The organism is Micromonospora sp. RTGN7, from assembly GCF_033804645.1.
In the GTDB taxonomy this organism is placed as follows: Bacteria; Actinomycetota; Actinomycetes; order Mycobacteriales; family Micromonosporaceae; genus Micromonospora.
This window is the reverse complement of the sequence record NZ_JAPZLF010000010.1, coordinates 211,643-230,365: the sequence shown is the minus strand read 5'-3', so window position 1 is coordinate 230,365 and position 18,723 is coordinate 211,643. Positions and strand designations below refer to the sequence as shown.

Annotated in this window: 21 protein-coding genes and 1 tRNA gene; 8 read left to right on the top strand and 14 right to left on the bottom strand. The window is 67.8% G+C overall.

The window, feature by feature from the left end; genetic code table 11:
• Window positions 1-114 precede the first annotated feature (114 nt).
• The 7 genes from SNR22_RS17645 to SNR22_RS17615 all read right to left on the bottom strand — a co-directional run bounded on the left by SNR22_RS17645 (window position 115) and on the right by SNR22_RS17615 (window position 3,289).
• The gene (locus tag SNR22_RS17645) at window positions 115-495 is read right to left on the bottom strand and encodes a hypothetical protein (protein WP_320067674.1); all 381 of its coding nucleotides are present in this window, start codon (window positions 493-495) and stop codon (window positions 115-117) included.
• A 36-nt stretch (window positions 496-531) separates the two neighbouring features.
• Window positions 532-711 (bottom strand): hypothetical protein, encoded by a 180-nt coding sequence (locus tag SNR22_RS17640; RefSeq protein ID WP_320067673.1) that lies wholly within the window; start codon window positions 709-711, stop codon window positions 532-534.
• A 187-nt stretch (window positions 712-898) separates the two neighbouring features.
• Window positions 899-1,123, bottom strand: a complete 225-nt coding sequence (locus SNR22_RS17635; protein ID WP_320067672.1) for a hypothetical protein — start codon at window positions 1,121-1,123, stop codon at window positions 899-901.
• Window positions 1,124-1,354: 231 nt separating this feature from the next.
• The gene (locus tag SNR22_RS17630) at window positions 1,355-1,612 is read right to left on the bottom strand and encodes a hypothetical protein (RefSeq protein ID WP_320067671.1); all 258 of its coding nucleotides are present in this window, start codon (window positions 1,610-1,612) and stop codon (window positions 1,355-1,357) included.
• A complete protein-coding gene (locus SNR22_RS17625) occupies window positions 1,605-1,955 on the bottom strand; it encodes a hypothetical protein (protein WP_320067670.1) in 351 nt (116 codons plus the stop codon). Before SNR22_RS17625 ends, SNR22_RS17630 begins: the two co-directional genes overlap by 8 nt.
• 8 nt (window positions 1,956-1,963) lie before the next feature.
• Entirely contained in the window at window positions 1,964-2,815 is an 852-nt protein-coding gene (locus tag SNR22_RS17620) for a GGDEF domain-containing protein (protein WP_320067669.1), read from the bottom strand.
• Window positions 2,816-3,079: 264 nt separating this feature from the next.
• The gene (locus SNR22_RS17615) at window positions 3,080-3,289 is read right to left on the bottom strand and encodes a helix-turn-helix domain-containing protein (RefSeq protein WP_320067668.1); all 210 of its coding nucleotides are present in this window, start codon (window positions 3,287-3,289) and stop codon (window positions 3,080-3,082) included.
• Window positions 3,290-3,377: 88 nt separating this feature from the next.
• Between SNR22_RS17615 and SNR22_RS17610 the strand changes: the two genes are divergently transcribed.
• The 3 genes from SNR22_RS17610 (at window position 3,378) to SNR22_RS17600 (ending at window position 5,385) form a co-directional block, all read left to right on the top strand.
• The gene (locus SNR22_RS17610; RefSeq protein ID WP_320067667.1) at window positions 3,378-3,932 is read left to right on the top strand and encodes a helix-turn-helix transcriptional regulator; all 555 of its coding nucleotides are present in this window, start codon (window positions 3,378-3,380) and stop codon (window positions 3,930-3,932) included.
• On the top strand, window positions 3,932-5,269 hold the full coding sequence (locus SNR22_RS17605) for a site-specific integrase (protein ID WP_320067666.1): 1,338 nt from the start codon (window positions 3,932-3,934) through the stop codon (window positions 5,267-5,269). The genes SNR22_RS17610 and SNR22_RS17605 overlap by 1 nt, the downstream gene beginning before the upstream one ends.
• A 43-nt stretch (window positions 5,270-5,312) precedes the next feature.
• A tRNA-Arg gene (locus SNR22_RS17600) sits at window positions 5,313-5,385 on the top strand.
• A gap of 938 nt (window positions 5,386-6,323) precedes the next feature.
• On the opposite strand, the gene SNR22_RS17595 is transcribed toward SNR22_RS17600, so the two are convergent.
• A complete protein-coding gene (locus tag SNR22_RS17595; protein ID WP_320067665.1) occupies window positions 6,324-6,794 on the bottom strand; it encodes a hypothetical protein in 471 nt (156 codons plus the stop codon).
• A gap of 890 nt (window positions 6,795-7,684) precedes the next feature.
• Here SNR22_RS17595 and SNR22_RS17590 point away from each other — a divergent pair.
• The 3 genes from SNR22_RS17590 (at window position 7,685) to SNR22_RS17580 (ending at window position 9,383) form a co-directional block, all read left to right on the top strand.
• The gene (locus SNR22_RS17590) at window positions 7,685-7,954 is read left to right on the top strand and encodes a winged helix-turn-helix domain-containing protein (RefSeq protein ID WP_320067664.1); all 270 of its coding nucleotides are present in this window, start codon (window positions 7,685-7,687) and stop codon (window positions 7,952-7,954) included.
• Window positions 7,955-8,099: 145 nt separating this feature from the next.
• Window positions 8,100-8,330, top strand: a complete 231-nt coding sequence (locus SNR22_RS17585; RefSeq protein ID WP_320067663.1) for a transposase — start codon at window positions 8,100-8,102, stop codon at window positions 8,328-8,330.
• A gap of 30 nt (window positions 8,331-8,360) precedes the next feature.
• Entirely contained in the window at window positions 8,361-9,383 is a 1,023-nt protein-coding gene (locus SNR22_RS17580) for a hypothetical protein (RefSeq protein WP_320067662.1), read from the top strand.
• 1,037 nt (window positions 9,384-10,420) lie between these two features.
• Here the strand turns inward: SNR22_RS17580 and SNR22_RS17575 are convergent.
• Window positions 10,421-10,861, bottom strand: a complete 441-nt coding sequence (locus SNR22_RS17575) for a hypothetical protein (protein WP_320067661.1) — start codon at window positions 10,859-10,861, stop codon at window positions 10,421-10,423.
• A gap of 538 nt (window positions 10,862-11,399) precedes the next feature.
• On the opposite strand from SNR22_RS17575, the gene SNR22_RS17570 reads away from it, so the two are divergent.
• Window positions 11,400-12,779 carry an alpha/beta fold hydrolase gene (locus SNR22_RS17570; RefSeq protein ID WP_413775653.1) on the top strand — a complete coding sequence of 460 codons (1,380 nt, stop codon included), beginning with the start codon at window positions 11,400-11,402 and terminating at the stop codon, window positions 12,777-12,779.
• Window positions 12,780-12,880: 101 nt separating this feature from the next.
• Here SNR22_RS17570 and SNR22_RS17565 read toward each other — a convergent pair whose 3' ends face one another.
• The 3 genes from SNR22_RS17565 to SNR22_RS17555 form a co-directional block, all read right to left on the bottom strand.
• Window positions 12,881-13,513: a hypothetical protein gene (locus SNR22_RS17565; protein ID WP_320067660.1), complete on the bottom strand. Its 633-nt coding sequence runs from the start codon at window positions 13,511-13,513 to the stop codon at window positions 12,881-12,883.
• 163 nt (window positions 13,514-13,676) lie between these two features.
• Window positions 13,677-14,207, bottom strand: a complete 531-nt coding sequence (locus SNR22_RS17560) for a nucleotidyltransferase domain-containing protein (protein ID WP_320067659.1) — start codon at window positions 14,205-14,207, stop codon at window positions 13,677-13,679.
• Window positions 14,208-14,448: 241 nt separating this feature from the next.
• The gene (locus tag SNR22_RS17555) at window positions 14,449-15,198 is read right to left on the bottom strand and encodes a lysophospholipid acyltransferase family protein (RefSeq protein ID WP_320067658.1); all 750 of its coding nucleotides are present in this window, start codon (window positions 15,196-15,198) and stop codon (window positions 14,449-14,451) included.
• Between the two features lie 208 nt (window positions 15,199-15,406).
• Here SNR22_RS17555 and SNR22_RS17550 point away from each other — a divergent pair, with 208 nt between their 5' ends.
• Window positions 15,407-16,075 carry an alpha/beta hydrolase gene (locus SNR22_RS17550; protein WP_320067657.1) on the top strand — a complete coding sequence of 223 codons (669 nt, stop codon included), beginning with the start codon at window positions 15,407-15,409 and terminating at the stop codon, window positions 16,073-16,075.
• Here the strand turns inward: SNR22_RS17550 and SNR22_RS17545 are convergent.
• Together SNR22_RS17545 and SNR22_RS17540 are read right to left on the bottom strand one after the other, a co-directional pair.
• Window positions 16,072-18,132, bottom strand: coding sequence for a glycogen debranching N-terminal domain-containing protein (locus tag SNR22_RS17545; protein ID WP_320067656.1), 2,061 nt, complete (start codon window positions 18,130-18,132; stop codon window positions 16,072-16,074). The two genes, SNR22_RS17550 and SNR22_RS17545, sit on opposite strands and share 4 nt — an antisense overlap.
• Window positions 18,132-18,524 (bottom strand): SCP2 sterol-binding domain-containing protein, encoded by a 393-nt coding sequence (locus SNR22_RS17540; RefSeq protein ID WP_320067655.1) that lies wholly within the window; start codon window positions 18,522-18,524, stop codon window positions 18,132-18,134. The genes SNR22_RS17545 and SNR22_RS17540 overlap by 1 nt, the downstream gene beginning before the upstream one ends.
• Window positions 18,525-18,723: the final 199 nt, after the last annotated feature.

Below are 18,723 nucleotides of genomic sequence, written 5' to 3'. Positions count from 1 at the left end.
CACCCCATAATAATCTAATTATATCTGTTGGAGTCTCGGGTTCTCGGGCGCCCCGCCCCTGTTTCCCGGCCCCCCCCCGCCTCGGGCTGGAACGTGGCAGGTGATGCCTGTCGTCTACGTCTCCGTGAGCTGCCCGCAGACCTGGCCGGCGCCCGGGGTGTGGCCGTAGAGGCGACCGCCGGGGTCCTCGCAGTAGCAGGTGGCCGGGGCGGTCGCAGTCGGCTCAGCCTGGGCGCGGGCGGCGGTGAGGACCTGTTCGCCGTGGTCGGTAAGCCGGTAGAGGCGGACGCCGTCGCCGTCGGCCTCGTCGACCAGCTCGACCAGTAGCGCCGTCTTGAGCGGCCTGAGTCGGGCGGTCGCGCGGCGGTTGTGGTGGGGGTTGCCGTCCGGCTGGCGTTCGAAGTCCGGCCGGCTGAAGCGGGGGTCCGAGTGGACGCGGTGGTCGGCAACGGCGGCGAGCAGCGCCACCTGGTCCTCGTCGAGGGCGATCTCCATGGGTGTCTCCGATCGGTCGTGCGGGGTTGGGGGCGGTCATGCCGCCGTGGTGGTGGACCGGCCGCCGTCGAGCACCACCAGGTGCCGGTGGCGGGCGGGCGGGGCGACCGGGACGGCGGGTGCCAGCGGTACGGGGTGTGGTGGTGCCGCTGGCGGGAGCGGCCGGGGCCCGTACCGCTCCACCAGCAACTCGGCGAGCAGTTCGTCCTTCGTCATCGGTCACCCGCCGGCGCCTTAGGCCCGAGCCGCTCGGCGCAGGCCGCGCAGTTCCGCCCGCTGTACCGGTAGGGGGTTCCGGAGCGGGTGGCGGTGAGGGTCACGCCGCAGACGTGGGGGTAGCGGCCGGCGATCGGCACCGGCCGGCCCAGCGCAGCGGTGGCTACCAGCCATAGTCCGGTCGGCGTCACACGGCCCCCCGGGTGCGCTGGGCCTGCTGGCCCGCGCGGCGGTAGGCGCCTGCCTCAGTCCAGGTGTGGCCGCGCGCTACCTGCCCGGTGGCGGAGATGACCGTCCACAGCCATCGGGGCCGCCACCACGGCCGCGCCGACCGAAGCGGGCGGAACACGAACGGCTCGCTGGCGGCTGCCGCCGCGGCGCGCAGCTCGGCATCGGTCAGGCGCTCACTCACTCGATTACTCCCCTCCGTCGCGTTCGCCGAGGATCGCGGCGTCACGGGCCAGGCCGGCGGCCACCACCTCAGGTGACGGCGGACGGCGCGTCGGAGCGGCCGGGGGTGGGGTGTGCCGGACGTCGCCGGGCTCCCCCACCCGACAGCAGGTACGACAGGTCGACCGCTGGCGGTGGTCCAGTCCGAGGTCCGGATCCGGCACGAACTCCGGGCACAGTCGAGGGGGTCGCGTCATTCGGTCGCCCCGCTGTCCTCCGCGTCGACCTCCTGGACGGGGTCGACGCTGTCGAGCAGGCTCGGGCCGGTCTGGGCGGGGTCGCCCCGCCCGGACATGCCGGGCAGGGCGACCGGAGTAGCCCGGGCCCGGGCCAGGGCCCGGCGGGCACGCCAGCACCCTGACCCGATCCGCCGCGCCCGGGACACCGCGGTGCGCACCGGCCGGTCGCAGTCCAGGCACAGCACCGGCGTCGGCGTCGGCTGGTTAGCCATCGCCGGCGCTGTCCTGGTTCGGATCGACCGGCACCCGCGGCAGCACAGCTGTCGACCCCCCACCGGCGGACGGTTCGGCCGCCGGTGGGGGGTCGACAAGCGAGGCCCGGTCGGCCAGCGCCTGCTCAGCGGTCAGCGCGTCGGCGATCAGCGCGGGGGCCAGGTCCCCGAGGGTCGCCAGCGGCGCGTCGAGGGCGTCGAAGAGCACGGGGCAGACGACCGGCAGTTCCTGGGTGCCGGCAGTCAACGCCTCGGACGGGGCGGGTTCCGCCGGCCGGTTGGCGGGCGGGCGTAGGGCCCACAGGGCCGCGCCCAGCGGCGGCAGATCAGTGGTCGCGGGCATCATGCTCCTCAGGCGTCGCGGGTGGTGAGCGGCAGATCGGGCTGGAGTAGTGCGGTGGCCACCGCGCGGGCGAGCGGGGCGGCAGGCGGGGCGTCACGCACCCGCCGGCGGCCCCGGGTCGGCAGCCCCGGCCATGTACCGTGCTTCGCCCGGTACATGGCCACGTCGGCGCGGCGCACCGTCTCCCACACATCGGTGCTGACGCGCGCCCAGCCGACCGAGCCGCTGACCCTGATCGTCCGACCGCCGGGCAGGACCACCTGCCACACCGGGACCAGCAGGGTGGCGGGGCCGGTGATGACGGCCAGCTCGTCTCCGCCGAGGCGGGCGACCGTGCCGTGGGTAGCGAGCTGCTGGGCGACCTGCCTGAGCACGGCGTCGCCGGCGGCGTGGCCGTGGACGTCGTTGACCTTTTTGAACCGGTCGAGGTCGATCACGCCGAGGCTGGTTCTGGGGTTGACGGTGGGCCAGTGCTCGACGAGCCCGTGGCGGTTGAGCGCGCCGGTGAGCGGGTCGGTGAGGGCGAGGTGCCGGTACCGGTCGCAGTCGGCCCGGAGGCGGGCGACCTCGTCGGAGTCGAGCAGGGTCCGGGCGGCGAGCGCGCCCTGGCCTACGGCGGCGTGGACCTCGTCGCGGACCTCGTCGTCGGAGGCGAGCAGCACCTCCGCGCCCTCTGGCTGCCGGGACACCCACGGGTCGCCCTTGCCGAGCGGCCGGAGGGTCAGGGCGTACATGGGGGTGCCGTCGGCGTTGCTGTAGGGCAGGCGGTGCATCAGTTCGTGCACGCCGAGGTTGTCGCTGATGTGCTGGCCGATGGTCAGCTTCTCGACGGCCTCGCGGTTGGTAGGGTTCTCGTTCATCGACCTGTCTCCTTCTGGTGAGGTCGGTACGCGCGGGTCGCCTCTTGCCAGGTGGCCCGCGTCTTGCTGTCCGGCCGGCAGGATCGGCCCGCCGTCCGGGCCGACCAGGGGCCGGTGTCTCAGGCGGCGCCAGGGGCCATGTCGGTCACCGTCACCTGGCCCCCCGCCTCTTCGGCGGCTTGGGCGGCTTCGCCGGCTTCGGCTGCGGCGGCGGTTTCGACGGGCGAGGCGTCGGCGGGGACGTCGGCTTCGGTTTGAGCCAGCTCACGCCGGCTGCTTCTGCTGCTCGATGTACTCCAGGAGCACCTCGCGCGGCACCCGCCGCGAGCGCCCGATCTTGATGGAGCGCAGCTCGCCGCTCTTGACCATGTACTCGACCTTCCGCTTGCCCAGGGAGAGCAGGCGGGCGGCCTCGGCGAGGTCGTAGGCGAGCGGCTCACTGCTCTGTGTGGCATTGTCCGCACTGTCACGCATGGCACTACGGTACACCGGTGCCATGCACGGCACAGCATCAGCCGTTCGGCTGATTCTGAGCGGTAACCCTTTGCATACTCTGTAGACCATGCGGAACAGTGCGGTAAGCGCATCGGATCGAATTATCTGGCCCACCGGTCCCGGCACCCGACGCTGCCGACCTCGGCAGCACTACCGTCCACGCGACAACAGACCCGTGAATCGCACCCACACTGACCTTGTGGCCGCAGCACTCCCCGCACCAGACCCCGACGTCGCCCGCGCACGCTTCGCCCGCCTCGTCGCCCGGGCGCTCCGTGACGCACGCGCACGCGGCATGACCGACAAGGACATCGCCCGCGCCACCGGCGTCAGCCCCAGCACCTTTCACCGGTGGCGTCGGGCCGAAGGGCGCGAGCTACCCGAGATGGACAAGGTCCGTCAGTTCTGCAACGGACTCGGGCTCGACGTCACCGACGCGGCGATCGCTCTCGGCTTCAACCCGACCGCTCGGGACAACCCGTCCCCGGAGCCACCGATACCGCCGGAGATCCGCCGCATCCTTCGCGCCCTCGCCGACCCTGCCGTGCCCGACGGCGACAAGCTCGTACTCCGCGAGATGCTGATACTGCTCGCCGAGCGTGCCGACAGAGGCCGATCCTGATGGCCCGCCGCAGGTACCCGCCGATCACGACGGGCAGCGACGGCCTCTACCACGCCTGGGTCGTCGTCGGCACGAAGCCCAACGGCCGCCCCGACCAACGGCATGTCAAGCGCAAGACCGCCACCGAGGTGGAAGACCGGGTCGATGAGCTGCTGGAGCAGAAGCGAGCCGGAGCTGTCCCCCGCGCCGGCCGAGGCCCCACCGTCCAGTCCTGGCTGCTCGACACCTACCTCGCCACCATCGCGCCGGGCACCATCGACCCCACGACCGTCCAGGGGTACCGCAGCAAGGTCGTCAATCACGTCCTGCCGGTCATCGGCGCGCTGCGCATGGATCGCGTGGTGGCCGACAACATCGACGCCGTCTACGCCGCGATGCGCCGCAAGGGCCTCGCCGACGCGACCGTGCTCCAGGTGCACCGCATCCTGGCCCGGGCCTGGAAGATCGCCGCCCGGCGTCGCGTCGTGCCCCGCAACGTCCTGGTCGACGTGGACCCTCCGACCGCGAAGCGCAAGGAGATGACGCCGCTCACCGAGGACGATGCCCGGGCGGTGCTGGCGGCGGCTGAGCGGCGCCGGAACTCCGCGCGGTGGTCGGTCGCCCTGGCGCTCGGCACCCGCCAGGGCGAGGCCCTCGGGCTGCGCTGGCCGTACCTACTGATGGAGTGCGACGAGTGCGGCGCGACCGTCAAGCTGACCGACTGGTGGTCGGCCGGGCGGCGGCGGTGCCGAGGGTGCGACTCGGCCGACGTCGGCGCGGTGGCGAGGGTCTGGTGGCAGTTGCACCGACGGTCGCACGAGCACGGCTGCGCCGAGCGGGCGCCGTGGCCGTGCGGGCGCAAGCGGGGCGGCAATTGCACGGCCCGCCGGCTGCCGCTGCGGTCAGGCGAGATCCACGTCGGCGGCGGGCTGATCCTGAAGGAACCCAAGGGCAAGGGCAAGCGAACCATTCCGATCCCGCCCGAGTTGGTCGCCGCTCTGCACGCGCACAGCGAGGTGCAGGGTTTGGAACGGATGATGGCGGAATCGGCGTACGCCGCGCACGGCTTCGTGTTCGCGGACCCGCTAGGCGAGCCAATCGATCCGGCTCGGGACTGGCGAGATTGGAAAGCCGTGCTGGCCCTTGCGGGGGTGCGGGATGCACGGGTGCACGACGGCCGGCACACGGCAGCGACGCTGCTGCTCGCCCAGGGCGTCGACATGCGGGTGGTGCAGGAACTGCTGGGCCACTCGACGATCAAGGTGACGGAGGGATACACGCATGTGGCGTCGAAGCTCGCCAGGGAGGCTACTCAGCGTATGGGTCGCCGGCTGTTCCATCCGCCGGGTACACCCTGACGTACACCCTGGATCTTGACAGGTGGCATAATCTGCCAGTTGCGCGCCCGTAGCTCAGCGGATAGAGCAGGGGACTTCTAATCCCAAGGCCGCAGGTTCGAATCCTGCCGGGCGCACAGCACTTTCTCTCAGCCGGACGGCTCCCGTGGAGCTATTCGTGGAGCCATCGAGCTACTGTCCGCCCCGTGGCAGGCGTCAAGCGGCAACGCGGCGAGATCATGAAGCTCCCCAGCGGATCACTCCGCGTGAGGGTCTACGCGGGCGTCGAGCCCGAGCTGGCAAGCGGCACTACCTCACCCACCTCGATCCAGCGGCCTCGTGTTCCGTTCGGCAACTCAATCGTGAGCGTCCCTGGTACGGCCTCGGGATTATCGGATGGATGCGACCGGCGGCAGGATCTTCGTTGTGTCGCCCTGGTCGAGCCAGGCTCGTCACCGGATCACCTCACGTAGCCAAATCCCCACTGCCGCCGACCTCGGGTCAGCGCTATCCCTGCTGGAAATCCACGGGTACCTGCGCCAACTCGACCCTCCAGCCCGCACCGAACCCGGACGGCCCCGTCACCGCTTTCCTTGTCCACCCGGACGTACACCAGCCCACCGGCACCGTCCACGCCCTACCCGCGACGGCAGGCCGCAGACCCGCGTAAGCCTCTGGCCTAAATGGCCGCAATGGCAGAAACCCCGACCAGGCAGGGTTTCTGCCATTCTCGCTATTTAGACCAGCGCCCCGGCCGCCGCCTGGCTGCGATCACCTACTCGCCAGGTTCGACTCCTTGACCTCAGGCAACGATCAGAATGAATCAGCCTGCATTGTTCTGTTCCACACCCCGATGCTTGCGTCCATCACTTTCCACGGATGCAGCCGCGCATCCCCCGATCGTCACTCAGCCAGTCACTCATGCTCTCTCCGGTGTTCGAGAAGGTGCTCCAAGTCATCAACCTCCCTCCGCTCCCTTGGCAGGGAAGGATGCTTGCAAGATCCGTCAGCTGTTCGCCGCCCCCCTCGACGGAACCTCCTTCGCTCACCATTAAACCAGCCTCGTGCGCGACATTCAAAGGACGCTTACACTGCCTGAATCGACCGTTCCGTCTTCTTGGGCAATCGCATGATCAGCGATCAGGCGCCTGATCCCTGGATACCAAGACGGAAATCTTACGTAATGTTCCTGCAGCGCTTGACTAGAATAAAAGGTGTCAAAAATGTATGCCATCCAGCCCTCTTCGGCTTCCGCGTTCAATTCCTTCCGCCGATACCAGATCCACTCAAACGTATCTAGGACTAATTCCGCCACAGCTCGGACTCTTTGAAGATTTGGGTCATCGACATCAACAGGCTTTCCCTCATAGAAATAAGGCCGGACTTCGGGATGCTCTATGAATGTCTTATCCAGCTCCCTAAAAAGACCAATAACGCCGTAATAGATAGAGGTGTCATGAGCCCTCCTCGACAAACGATAGCTGTAGATCGCAGACAATAGCGCAGCTATTATCGCTGCAATCGCCAAGATGTCTGATGATTCCATTCGGAGTTCCACGATATCCAATCCAGGGATGAGGCATCAACAGGAAGGGCGACGCGAGCTACTAGCTACTTCCACGTATGTGGCGACCCCGTCCGTCGCTCACCGGGGGTCCGCTGTCGTCCACAGTTGCCCAGAAGCAGCGCCAGCGATAGTCAAGGGCGTGATGACGACTGGGCCGACTGAACTGCCCGATAACTCCGGCTGCACGTCTCCTAAGTGGACTCATAGAGACATTGTCCACAGAGCCGCAAGCCGACGCTCCATCCCGTCTGCCGCCGACCCGCCCTCCTGGTGAGCGGGCCGCCGCCCGGCCCGCCACATCAAGACGGCGCTGACGCCCCTGCGGACGCTCGCGGGTCGGGCGGCGGCCCGCTCGGCTCGCCCGGGTCGACAGCGGGCGGGCGAGATGGCTTCCCACCGCAACTACCCACGGACCGCAACCCGCAGGCGGATCCCCAGCACCTGGAGCCGGAGCGCCCCCCAGAGGCGCGGTAACCAGCAACCCACCCTCCCCGCCAGCCGCCGGGCGTCCTGCGTGGTCGGAGCGGCAGCGGAGCTCAGGCCCTCGCACTGGCCGCGGCACGGGCCGCCGCGTGCGGTTGCTCAGGGCCGCGTCGAAGACGTACACAAAGTTCTCACCACCCAGTCCGGCAGGCAGCCGACATCGGCACCCAGCATCGCGGACATCCAGCCAACACCAAGCAGCCGATAGCCAGCCCTTTCCGAACGGCCGGCTTTACAAAGCGTTTACTACACCTCGACAACCCCGAACCCGTCAACCAGGCCAAACATGGAGCTATTCATGGTGCGAAATACGGGGCATCAAGGAAAGTCAGGCGTGCCAGGGAAGCCGTTTCTGCGGCTAGAGCAACCACTGAAACCAGCGCACGATGGCAAGCAGTCCGTATCAGAGGATCGCCGCCGAGCTGCGCGAGCAGATCACCGCCGGTCGGCTGCGGCCCGGCGACCAGCTCCCAGCAGTTACCGAGCTGGCTTCGGGGCATGGTGTTTCGGTCGGAACCGCTCACCGGGCCGTGGCGCTGCTCACAGCGGAGGGCTTGGTAAGCGTCGTCCGAGGTCGCCGGGCGATCGTTGCGCACCCTCGCGATAAGAACTCGACAGATATCCCTGTTAGTACGGCAGCCGGGTTCGTTACGTAGATGGCTGGCGATGAGCCCGGTTGGGTTGGGGCTGGTCGGCGTGTCTGCGGGTATGGAGACTGCCGCCGGTTGATCATGCACTGTTTGTGAGGACAGATGAAGATCGTGCGGCGGCTGCTGGGCACAGCGTAGACGTCAGGGATGGTTGGCGGAGTTCGACACCGGGGTCGCGTGGATCGCGGGCCGGTTCTCGCGGGTGGAGCCGCGGCGGCAGGCAAGGTTGTTCCTGCTCGGCTTGCTGTCGGATGTGGACACGCGGTCGTGTTGGCAGCTTGCCGAGCAGGCTGGGGACGCCTCCCCGCATGCGATGCAGCGGTTGCTGGGTGAGGCGGTCTGGGACGCTGACAAGGTCCGTGACGATAGCCGGTGGGGCTGATGAGTGCGACGGGACGATAGCCTACGGAGCATGACTTCGGCAGCTGTAGCGGGCGGAAGCCCGACGATTTCGATCTACCAGGATGCTTTGTACGTCGAAGGCCTCCTACAGCAATTTGGCAAGGGCTTGATTACCGATGCGTCTCTAGCAGACGACCACCAGAACACCCAAAAAACGAGCACTGGCCAGACCGGCGGTGGCGACATCGGAGCCGATGTCAAGATACCCGGCGTCGGCGGCATCAAGGCCAGCGCAAAGTTAACCGGAAATGATGGATTCGCGTCAGAAGCCGCAGCCAGCCAGAAGGCAACACGCAACTACAAGTACACGTCAGCTTCCTACCTTCATGAAGTTAGGCACGAACTGCGCCACAGCAGGCTCCTCAAGGAAGCGTCTACCGACGCGGAAGTTAATGCATTGAAAATCGGAGACTTCGTCGAATTTCAGGCTTCCTTTAGGCCAGATGAGCTGATCGCACTTCTAGATGTTCTCAACCCAAGCCTTGTCGGGGCCATAACGACCTGGTATCGAAGGAGCCAGATTCGGCCATCGATCATTGACGCCGACACCGACGAGGAACGGCAGGGTGCAATTCTGGAGTATCAGACCCGACCCGAAGCAGAAGCAGACCTTATGCGCGCACTCGCAGACGCCATTAGAGTTGACTTCCGCAGCGTTTTCACTCGTGAGTATTACGGCTCCATCAGCGGCGCGAGCACTGCAACGGCGGCGGTTGTATGCGACACCCGAAGCTTTCTTGTCGAAGATGCGGACCGCATGCTAGATGGCCACTTCACCGTCCTCGGGAAGGTGAGCACTCCGCCCGAAGTAGACGTTCCAGTCCTAGCACGAAACAAGTTACTGGATCGAATCCAGCCTCAAGCAGTCGATTTCGCAACCAACGCACTTAGGGAGATAGCCAAGCAGAAAATCGAGGACCCACACAACCCCACGACCGAGGGTCAGAGGATTGAGGAATACCTTGATCTAAACTTTCCATCACGGATCGATGGAACTTCTTTCAAAGTGATTCCAATAGCAATTTACATTTAGCGCGCGACGGGTGGCTCACATACCGACCACTATGGGGTCCTTGTCATCGCCATCCCAGACTCCTGATGCACCCCCGTCGGAAGCATCCACGATCTACAGCGTCCTGTAGAGCAACGGTCGGACGCAGCGGGCCAGCGCCGCTCTTGCTACTGGCCCGCTGCTCTTGACTCAATCTTGTGAGCAACCGACTACTGCACCCTCCTCCGATCGGCGATCGGCCCTGCTCTGCATAATGGCTTCATGCGTTTACTAGCGCTCGGCGGAACCTGGTTCGTAGGCCACGCGATCGTCTCGGCCGCGATCGACGCCGCACGTCCGCGTGGCGGTCCCACGGCGACTCGCTGAGCAGGCGCTCGATCCGCGACAGCCGCCCCGTCAGCGAGACGTTGCGCTTCTGCGGCGACAGGTCCAAGACGGTACGCAGCGCTTCGGCCGCACCATCCTTGTCTCGCATGTGGAGGTGAGAAGCGGCCACGATCTGCGTCCCGTTGATCTGCGAATACGGCCCCTGGGCGACGGCATCGCCTCGTACACCTGCAACGCCTCCCGGGCGTACCTCGCGGCCTACTCACCGTTGCGCAGGTCAAGCCAAGCCGCCGCAGCGCATGCCGCAGCCCGCGCTTCGCCGAATGCGAACTCCCCACCGGTAGAGATGGCGAGTTCATCGGGTCGCTCCGCGGCTGATTCTCTGTCTCGCTGGGCTGCTTCCAAGACGGCAGCGACCGACGCGGAATCGGCAAGCAGAGCGTGAGAACGGGAAGCGATATAGCGGAGCCTCCGTCTCGGCTCTCCCTCCGGTGCCGCTCGCCATGGCGCGAGCGAAGTAGCTCAGCGCGGAATCGGGCTCGTTGCGCCAGTTGGCGAGAGTCATTTGCAGGCCGTAGGTCCATGCCTTCAATGACGCGTGTCCGGCCAGGTCGGGATACTGCGTCGATGCCCTGGCCAGCGCTGCCGACTCGTTCCAGTGCCCGAGATCGAAGGCGGTGGAGGCCATCAGGGAAGCACTTTGGCCGATGACCACATAAAGATCAGCCAGTTCACCCGGCCGGCGGGTGCGCTCGACCAGGGCTCTCGTCTTCGTCGTCGTACTCCCAGCGCGGCTCGGCCGACACCTGCCAGAGACAGATCCGGTAACGCTCCACTCCCGCCAAGGCTTCCACGATGGCGTCGGTATCAGCCCGACCACCCGGGTTTTCGCCTTCTTCCCGTAGCTGCCGGGCCCCAATGCGGCCATAGCCACACACCCGCACCCCGTACGTGCCGGGGCCAGCCGGAAGATCCACGCCGCGCTGGAACAACTCGTCGACCGAATACAGCACACTGATCAACCCACCGGGCACCTCCAACTGCCCGTCCCGCAGAAGATCAGCCGAATCGTCCACAGCCGGTGCCTCGTCGAACACCTCGATCTGCACGTCGATGCGGACCAGGTCGGTTGCCACGTCCACCATCACCGCGTTCGCCGCCCAGCCGACCACCTCCCGGCTCGCAGCGGAGATCGCCGTAGCGAAGCTCTCCGACTCCTCGCAGGTCGGATCGTGGAACCCGAACAGGCACTAGTTGGCACTGACCATCGTGTGCCAGACCTGTATCGAACGTGAATCCATGGCAATCCCTCCCGTTACCTTCCTCCGACGGCTGTCGCTTCTCGACGGGATCGGCGCAGGCCCCCTCGCAGCCGCCTCCATCCTTGCGTTCACCGCGCCTACCGTCCACAGCGCGGCGTCGCCGCATCACCTACCATCCCGGCTGGTACCCGGCGTCCAATAGCCGGCCCTACCTAAGACCGCCCGATTCGGCGCCCCTTATCGCGGTAGGTATGATGCCCGAATTCGTCCAACCTCCCGGCAGATCGTCTGATGCAAAGGCGTCCGGGAGATCAGGGCTAGCTCCGGGTCTGCCCCGATAGTTTGCCAGCGCGATACGCCTCCACAATGGGCAAGCTACGTGATCATTGCGACCACTTGGAGAGCTGCTGTGACATGCCGCGGTCTTGCCGCTACCCTCGCCCTGATCTTGACCGGAACGCTCGTCGCCGGCACGCCGCCGGCTGCGTCAGGGGCGGACCATCGAAGAACGACGTTGGCGTGGGGGCAATGTGCCGACGACATCCCGGGTGTCCCAGTGGATCCGGTGGTGCAATGTGCGGCGCTGAGGCTGCCGGTGGATCGGTCCAGGCCGCACGGCACCACATTTGACCTGGCGGTGGCACGTCGTCCGGCCCGCGACCAGGCGAAGCGGGTGGGTTCGCTGGTGTTCGGCCCAGGAGGGCCGGGCGATTCCGGCGTGGAGCGGGTCCGGAGGGGAGACCGGTTCAGTGATGAACTTCTCGACAGCTTCGACATCGTCAGTTTCGACCCGCGGGGGGTCGGTCGAAGTGCCGCGCCGCGGTGTTCGCCGAGTCCCACTGTGCCCAAGCCACCGCTGCTGCTGGGCAGCCAGGCCGACTTCGACGCTACGGTCGCCTACAACCAGGCGCTGTGGGCGAACTGTCGCCCGACCAGCCCGGTTTTCGACTACGCCGACACACTGAGTGCCGCCTATGACCTCGACGCGCTCAGGCGGGCGCTCGGCGAGTCACGGCTGACCTTCCATGGCAGCTCATACGGAACGCTACTCGGCCAGCAGTACGCGGAGCGGTTTCCGCACCGCGTCCGGGCGATCGTCTTGGAAGGCGTCTTCGACCACAGCCTCGACGTGCCATCGTTTGTCCGGTCACAGGCGGCGGCGTTGCAGGACTCGTTCGACGAGTTCGTGGCGTGGTGTGACCGCTCGCCCGACTGCGTATTGCACGGAACCGATGTGCGGGCGATCTGGGCCGACGTTCTCGTCCGCGCCGACGGAGGCGAGTACGCGCCGAGCACCGCGTTCGACATCGCCGCGCTCCCGCTCGGCACGCTCCACGTACCCAACTGGACGGGCCTCGCGCAGGTGATCAAGCGGCTGAACGACGGTGTCGCCCCGGCGCCGAGAAGCCTTCCGGTGGCCACCGCCGTCTTCTGCGCGGACTGGCCCGTGCCCGTGTATGACTACGACGAATACGCCGCACTCGTACGCCTGGCCGCATCCGCCGCGCCGGACGTGCGGTACGGCGCCGGACTGATTGCCGTGCAGACCTGCCTCAGCTGGCCGACGCCGGTGCGCAACCGCCCGCACAGACTCCACGTGGTGGGTAACGCACGGCTGCTGCTGCTCAACGCGCTGCACGATCCACGCACCGGATACGAGTGGGCCACGAACGTCTCCACGCAGCTCGGGAAGCACGGCCGGCTACTCACCTACGAGGGTTGGGGGCACGGTTCATATCAGCGAACCGCTTGCACCATCGGCGCGGTCGACAGATATCTCATCGATCTCGTCCTCCCTGAGCCTGGTGCCCGCTGCCCCGCCGCATGAGGAATTCGGCCGCTGACTCGGGAACGTCGGGGGGCCGGACGATTCCGTACCCAGAGACTGGCTCTTCGGCCTGCACGCCCGCTGCCCCGCCTTCGTCACGGTCAATGCATCCCCCTGCCACTCCGCCAGGACTTCACGCAGGAGCGCGGCAGGTAGAGCGAGAAAACCGCCAACAGTACGTAGATCAGCGACAGCCACCCCAGCTGCCTGTTGGCGGCGAAGAGGACCAGGGTGGCAACCCCTCCACAGCAGAACATGAACCAGGCCACCGGGTGAAAGGGCGTCGCGTCACCGTCGAAGCTGAGCGGGCTCAGCCAGCCGGAGACAACAAGCAACACGGCAACGACGAACCAGAACCAGAAGACCCAGTCCCGGAGTGGGTCCGCCGGCGGAGCGAACCAGGTGGCAACGTCGACGTCACCCGGGCCTTCGCTCTCGCTCACCGACTTGTTCAGATGCGAACCGATGAAGTAGCTCAGCGCCAGGTAGGCGGCCTGCACGATCGGGGTGACGAAGGCCCAGAAAGCTGCCCCGACCCGAGCAGCCGCAGGAATTCCCGACACTCTCGTGTACGCACTCCGCGCCCCGACGTGCATGGACTTCATCCACTGGTACCAGGCCAGGATCCAAAATGCGAACACAAAGACATATAGCACCCAGCTGTCCGGACCAAATATGGTCTCCAGGACCGCTTTGTACATATCGTCGGGTTGTGGCGGATCGGGGATAGCCATCGAGACTCCCGCTTCCCAGCCGGAACTTTTTTCCCAGCATAGAGCACCCCGACACCACCGCCACAGTTCGAACGGGGCCACTATTGTCTCTAGCGATTGAACCTCACGGCCATTGTTTCGACATATATGCGGCCTTTTTGCCCGTTCCGGCTCCCTGGCATTCTCATCGAGGACGACTCAGAGCCGCTGCAAGGCGGGCGATGTCGGCGGCATCCTTGGCCCGTCGGGGCCGGCCGGGCACCCACACCGGCATCATCTGCTTGATCTCGATCTGAGCCCCTGGCTCGATAATTGGACAGCGAAGCCCGCCGAGCTGTCCCAGGCCGCCGTCGAGCATGCCGTCTGGCCAAGGTTCACCAGCCCATGGGCCACCTGCAACGACGACTCGCTCCTGCTTGTCTCGGGCAAGCAGCGCGAAGCTGAGCTCCACGTCGGCCCTGACCAGGTCGAGTTGCTGGTCATGTGGCGGATCCGCCAGCAGCGTGTAACCGCGATCCGTGAGCGCGGCTGCCAGCCTCGCCGCTTCGTGGCTCCAGGCGAACCAGTCCACGTCTACATGATCGCGGGTGATCTCACCGAGGAAGAAGTCCATCGCCCAGCCACCACGAAGCCATACTTCGACCCCGAGTTGCTGGGTCAGCTCCAATGTTTCTGCGATGGCTTCAAGCTGACGCTCAGTGATTCCGACGGCCACAGATCGGCAGCCTACCCGAGGCGGCCAGAATTGCGGCGGAGCTTAAAAGCACCGACGTCAAGACAGCCATCGAACGATACGTACGCAGCAGACGCGCGGATGCCGCCCCGGAGGGGCCGGTGTCGACCGGAGACTTCCTACCCGAACCCCTGTGACAACGGCCACCCGGCCACACCCCACCGGGTCGGGACCCTACCGCCCGCCCCGCCCCGGCTCGACCGGATTGAACCGGCAGCGGCGTTCAGGCGACGGGGTTACGCCGGACAGGCCGGTCCAGCTCAGCCGCCTGCTCGGGCGTCGGCGCGGTGCCGCCGAGGTGCGCCGGCTGCCACCAGGCGTCGTCGGGGCCGGCCGGCTTGTCCGGGTACTCCTGCTGCGCCCGGTCGACCATGGCGGTCAGCCGGGTCTTCAGCTCGGCGGTCATCGTGCCCGCGTCCGGGTAGGCCGCCGGGTCCATCGGCTCGCCCACCAGGATGGTGATTGGGGTGTGCCGGCGGGTGAGGTTCTTCGGGTGGCCCTTCATCCAGAGCCGCTGGGTGCCCCAGAGCGCGACCGGCAGCAGCGGCACACCGGCGTCCTGCGCCATCCGGGCCGCCCCGTTCTTGAGGTCCTTCACCACGAGCGATCGGCTGACCGTGGCCTCGGGGAAGACGCCGACGACCTCGCCGCGGCGCAGCACCTCCACCGCCGCGTTGTACGAGGCCGCGCCGGCCCGCCGGTTCACCGGGATGTGCTTCATACCACGCATCAGCGGGCCGGAGACCTTGTGGGCGAACACCTCGTGCTTGGCCATGAACCGGACCAGCCGGCGGGACTCCTGCGCCCCGAACCCGCAGAAGATGAAGTCGAGGTAGCTCAGGTGATTGCTGGCCATGACCGCGCCACCGGTGCGCGGCACGTGGTGCTTGCCCTCCACGGTCAGGCGCAGGTCGAGGACCCGGAACATCGTCTTGATGGCGGCAATGACGGGCGGGTACACGAGTTCCGGCATCCGGTGATTTTACCCTGCCGGCGATGGTGTCATGCTAGGCAGCACGCCGCCCTCCGGGGCGGACCACGACCGACGGCCCGACCGGTCGACCGGCCCACCTGGCGAACCCGTCACCGACCGCCGCCGATGTCGAGGTCGGCTGTCAAGCGCCTCTGCCTTCAGCGGAGTGCCCTGGTGCCCCACGGCGCGGCGACCGCAAGATGATGCGATGACGGAACGTGGAGTGCTGCTCTGGATCCACGGCGGCGGTTGGCGGGCCCGGTCGAGCGAGGACGGCGCGGCCCTGGCCCGGCACGGGCTACGGGTGCTGCCGGCCACCTACCGGTTCGTCGCCGAGGCTCGCTGGCCGGCGCAGCTCGACGACGTACGAGCGGCGGCGCGGGCCGCCCTGGCCCAGGCGGACGGCCTGCCGCTGCTGGTGGGGGGCGACTCGGCCGGCGGCACGCTCGCCCTGCACCTCGCCCTGCGCGGGGTGAACCGGCCCGACGACGTAGCCGGCGTGCTGGCGTACTGGTCGCCGGTGGACCCACTGGGTACGGAGTGGCGACGGCTACGCGGCGGCGACGACCCGTGGGCCGACCTGCTCGGCCACCGGCCCGCCCCGGACGACCCGGCCACCCTCGACGCCACCGTCGCCACCCACGTCGGCAACCGGGTGCCGGTGATGCTGGTACACGGAACGGCCGACGCCGCCGTGCCGCCGCAGCAGTCGGTCGGACTGGTCGCCGCGCTGCTGGCCGCCGGGCACCCGGTACACGCCTGGCTCACCCACGGCGGCCACTCCCTCGACCTGGCCCGCCCCGACGTCCACGCCTCCACGGCAACCTTCCTCAACACCATCCTGTCCCCACCCCTCTCCACCCCCTGGGCGGGTTAGGAGGCGAGTTTGTTCAGCTCCAGGCGGCCTCGGGCGAAGGCGTCGACCCGGCCCCAGCGGCCCGGGATGTCCAGCACCTCGATCCGGCCCATGCCGACCGGCAAGCGCGGATCGACCGACAGGTGCCCCTCGTGCGGCTCGATGCCCAGCATGGTGCGCAACAACAGCATCGGGGTGCCGGTCGACCAGGCCTGCGGGCTGCACGCCGTCGGGTACTCCACCGGGAACTTGGTCAGCGCACGCTGGTACCCGCCGAACGCCTCGGGCAACCGCCCGTCGAAGTAGCGGGCGGCGGCAAGGATCCCGTCGGCGATCGTGGCCGCCTCCTCCGCGAAGCCGTACCGGCGCAGCCCCCACGCGATGAACGAGTTGTCGAACGGCCAGACCGTGCCGTTGTGGTAACCGATCGGGTTGTACCGAACCTCCCCCTCGGCCAGCGTCCGCACCCCCCAGCCGGAGAAGAGCCGCGGCCCGACCAGGTGTGCGGCGATCCGCTCGGCCCGGTCGTCGTCGACGATGCCGCTCCAGAGCAGGTGACCGATGTTCGAGCTGAGCACGTCCGCCTGCCGGCCGTCCGGGTCCATGGCGAGGGCGTAGAACTCCCCGTCCTCCACCCACCACTCCCGGTTGAACCGCTCCTTGAGCTGCGCCGCCTCCCGCTCCAACCGGTCGGCGTAGGCCGGGTCGTCCCAGAACTCCCGCGCCATCCGGGCCGCCCGGACCTTCGCGTCGTACGCGTACCCCTGCACCTCGCAGGTGGCCCGGGGGAAGCCCGGCAGCCGCCCGTCGCGGTACGAGATGGAGTCCCAGGAGTCTTTCCAGCACTGGTTCTCCAGGCCGGTGTCGGTGTTGCGCCGCTCGTACCAGATGTAGCCGTTGCCGGCCAGATCGGCGTACTCGTCGATCCACTTCAGCGCCGCCCGGCACTCCCGCTCCAACTCCCGCACCAGCGCCACGTCGCCGCTCCACCGCTCGTACTCGTCGAGCAGCACCAGGAACAGCGGCGTCGCGTCCACCGAGCCGTAGTAGGGCGAGTGTGGCTGCTCCTCGAACGCGGCCGTCTCCCCGTAGCGCATCTCGTGCAGGATCCGCCCCGGGTCCTCGTCCCGGAAGTCGTCGAACCGGGTGCCCTGCAACGAGGCGAGCAACCGCAGCGTGGTCCGGGCCAGGCCCGGGGCGAACGGCATCGCCTGTAGGCAGGTCAGGATGCTGTCCCGGCCGAACATGGTCATGAACCACGGCAGCCCGGCAGCGGGCAGGCTCTGCCCGCCGAGGGAGAGCGGCGAGAAGCGCAGCGCCGCGAGGTCGACCAGGCTGCGCTGGTACGTCCGGGCCAGGTGCTGGCACTCGCAGCTCACCTTGGGCGCGGCGGCGATCCACTCCTCCAGGTCCTGCGCGAGGGCGGGCCGCTCGGTGCCGTGCGGCCGCGCGCCCATCCGCAGGTCCCGCCCGGTTTGACTGAGCGCGGCTGTCTCCACGTCGATCTCGGTGCGCCACTGCTCGTTCGGCTCCAGGTGGATGCTGTACGCGAACCCGTTGCGGTCGTACCGGGCGGTCTGCGACGAGGAGATCACCGTTTCCCGTTGGAAGTTGCCCCGCCGGTAGCCCAGCCGGAGCCGGTCCGGCTCCGCCTCGGCGTACAACTCGCCCTTCTTGTTCACGATCTCGTCCTTGACCTGGAACAGGTCCGCGAAGTCCGCACCGGCGTCCATCCGGATCTCCAGGTCCACGGCCTTCTCGTCGTGGTTGAGGATGGTCACCTGCTCATGGAAACTGCCGCCGACCGTCCGCTCGCGGATGATCGACAGCTTCGCGTCGATGTAGTGCGTCGCCACCCCGGGCACCAGGAAGAACCGCGCCTCGTAGTACTGGAGGTCGTCGTAGGACAGGGCGTTGAGCCGCTCGCCGTTGACCGTCAACACCCAGCGCGACAGGAACCGCGTGTCGAGGGAGAACATGCCGGTCGGCTCGCTCGTCGTCGCCTCGATGTCGCCGGTGTCCTCGGAGACGACGAAGGTGCTGCCGTCCAGGATCCGGATCGTGTTGCCCTGCGCCATCAGCGCACCTCCCTCTGGAAGAGCCGGCGCTCCCGCTGGGCGAGCCGACGCGGCCCCTGACTGGTCGGCGGGCCCGGGAAGAGCCGCTCGACCTGCACCACCAGCCGGATGTCGCCGCTCGCCGTCATGTCCCCCCGCAGCAGGGCCGCCAGCCCCTGCTCCCGGCCCGCGGCGAGCTCCTCGAAGAGCGCGGGATTGGTCACGACAACCGTGTCGGCCGGGCGGTCCTCCTGGCTCACCGCCAGCTTTCCGCAGTTGATCGTCAGCAGCCAGTGGGTGGTCTGCGCCCCCTCCCGCAGCTCGAAGCGGATGGTGCCGGAGACCTTGTCCAGCAGCGGTTCGTACCCCCGCCGATCCAGGTCCTCGAAAAACCGGGTGGTCGCGTCCAGCATCGGGCCTCTCCTACCGTCGATCCGCCTTCGACGTACGGAGGGTCCCCGTCCGGTGCGGGGTCAACCCCGCCCGGATCGGGTGAGCGGCCCGGCGCCTTCTGACATCCGGGCACGCTCCGGTCGGTTCGGCGACCGGAGCGTGCCCGGACCCCCAGAATCTTCGACGCGACCGCACGCCACGACGCCGGCCCCCCGGGAC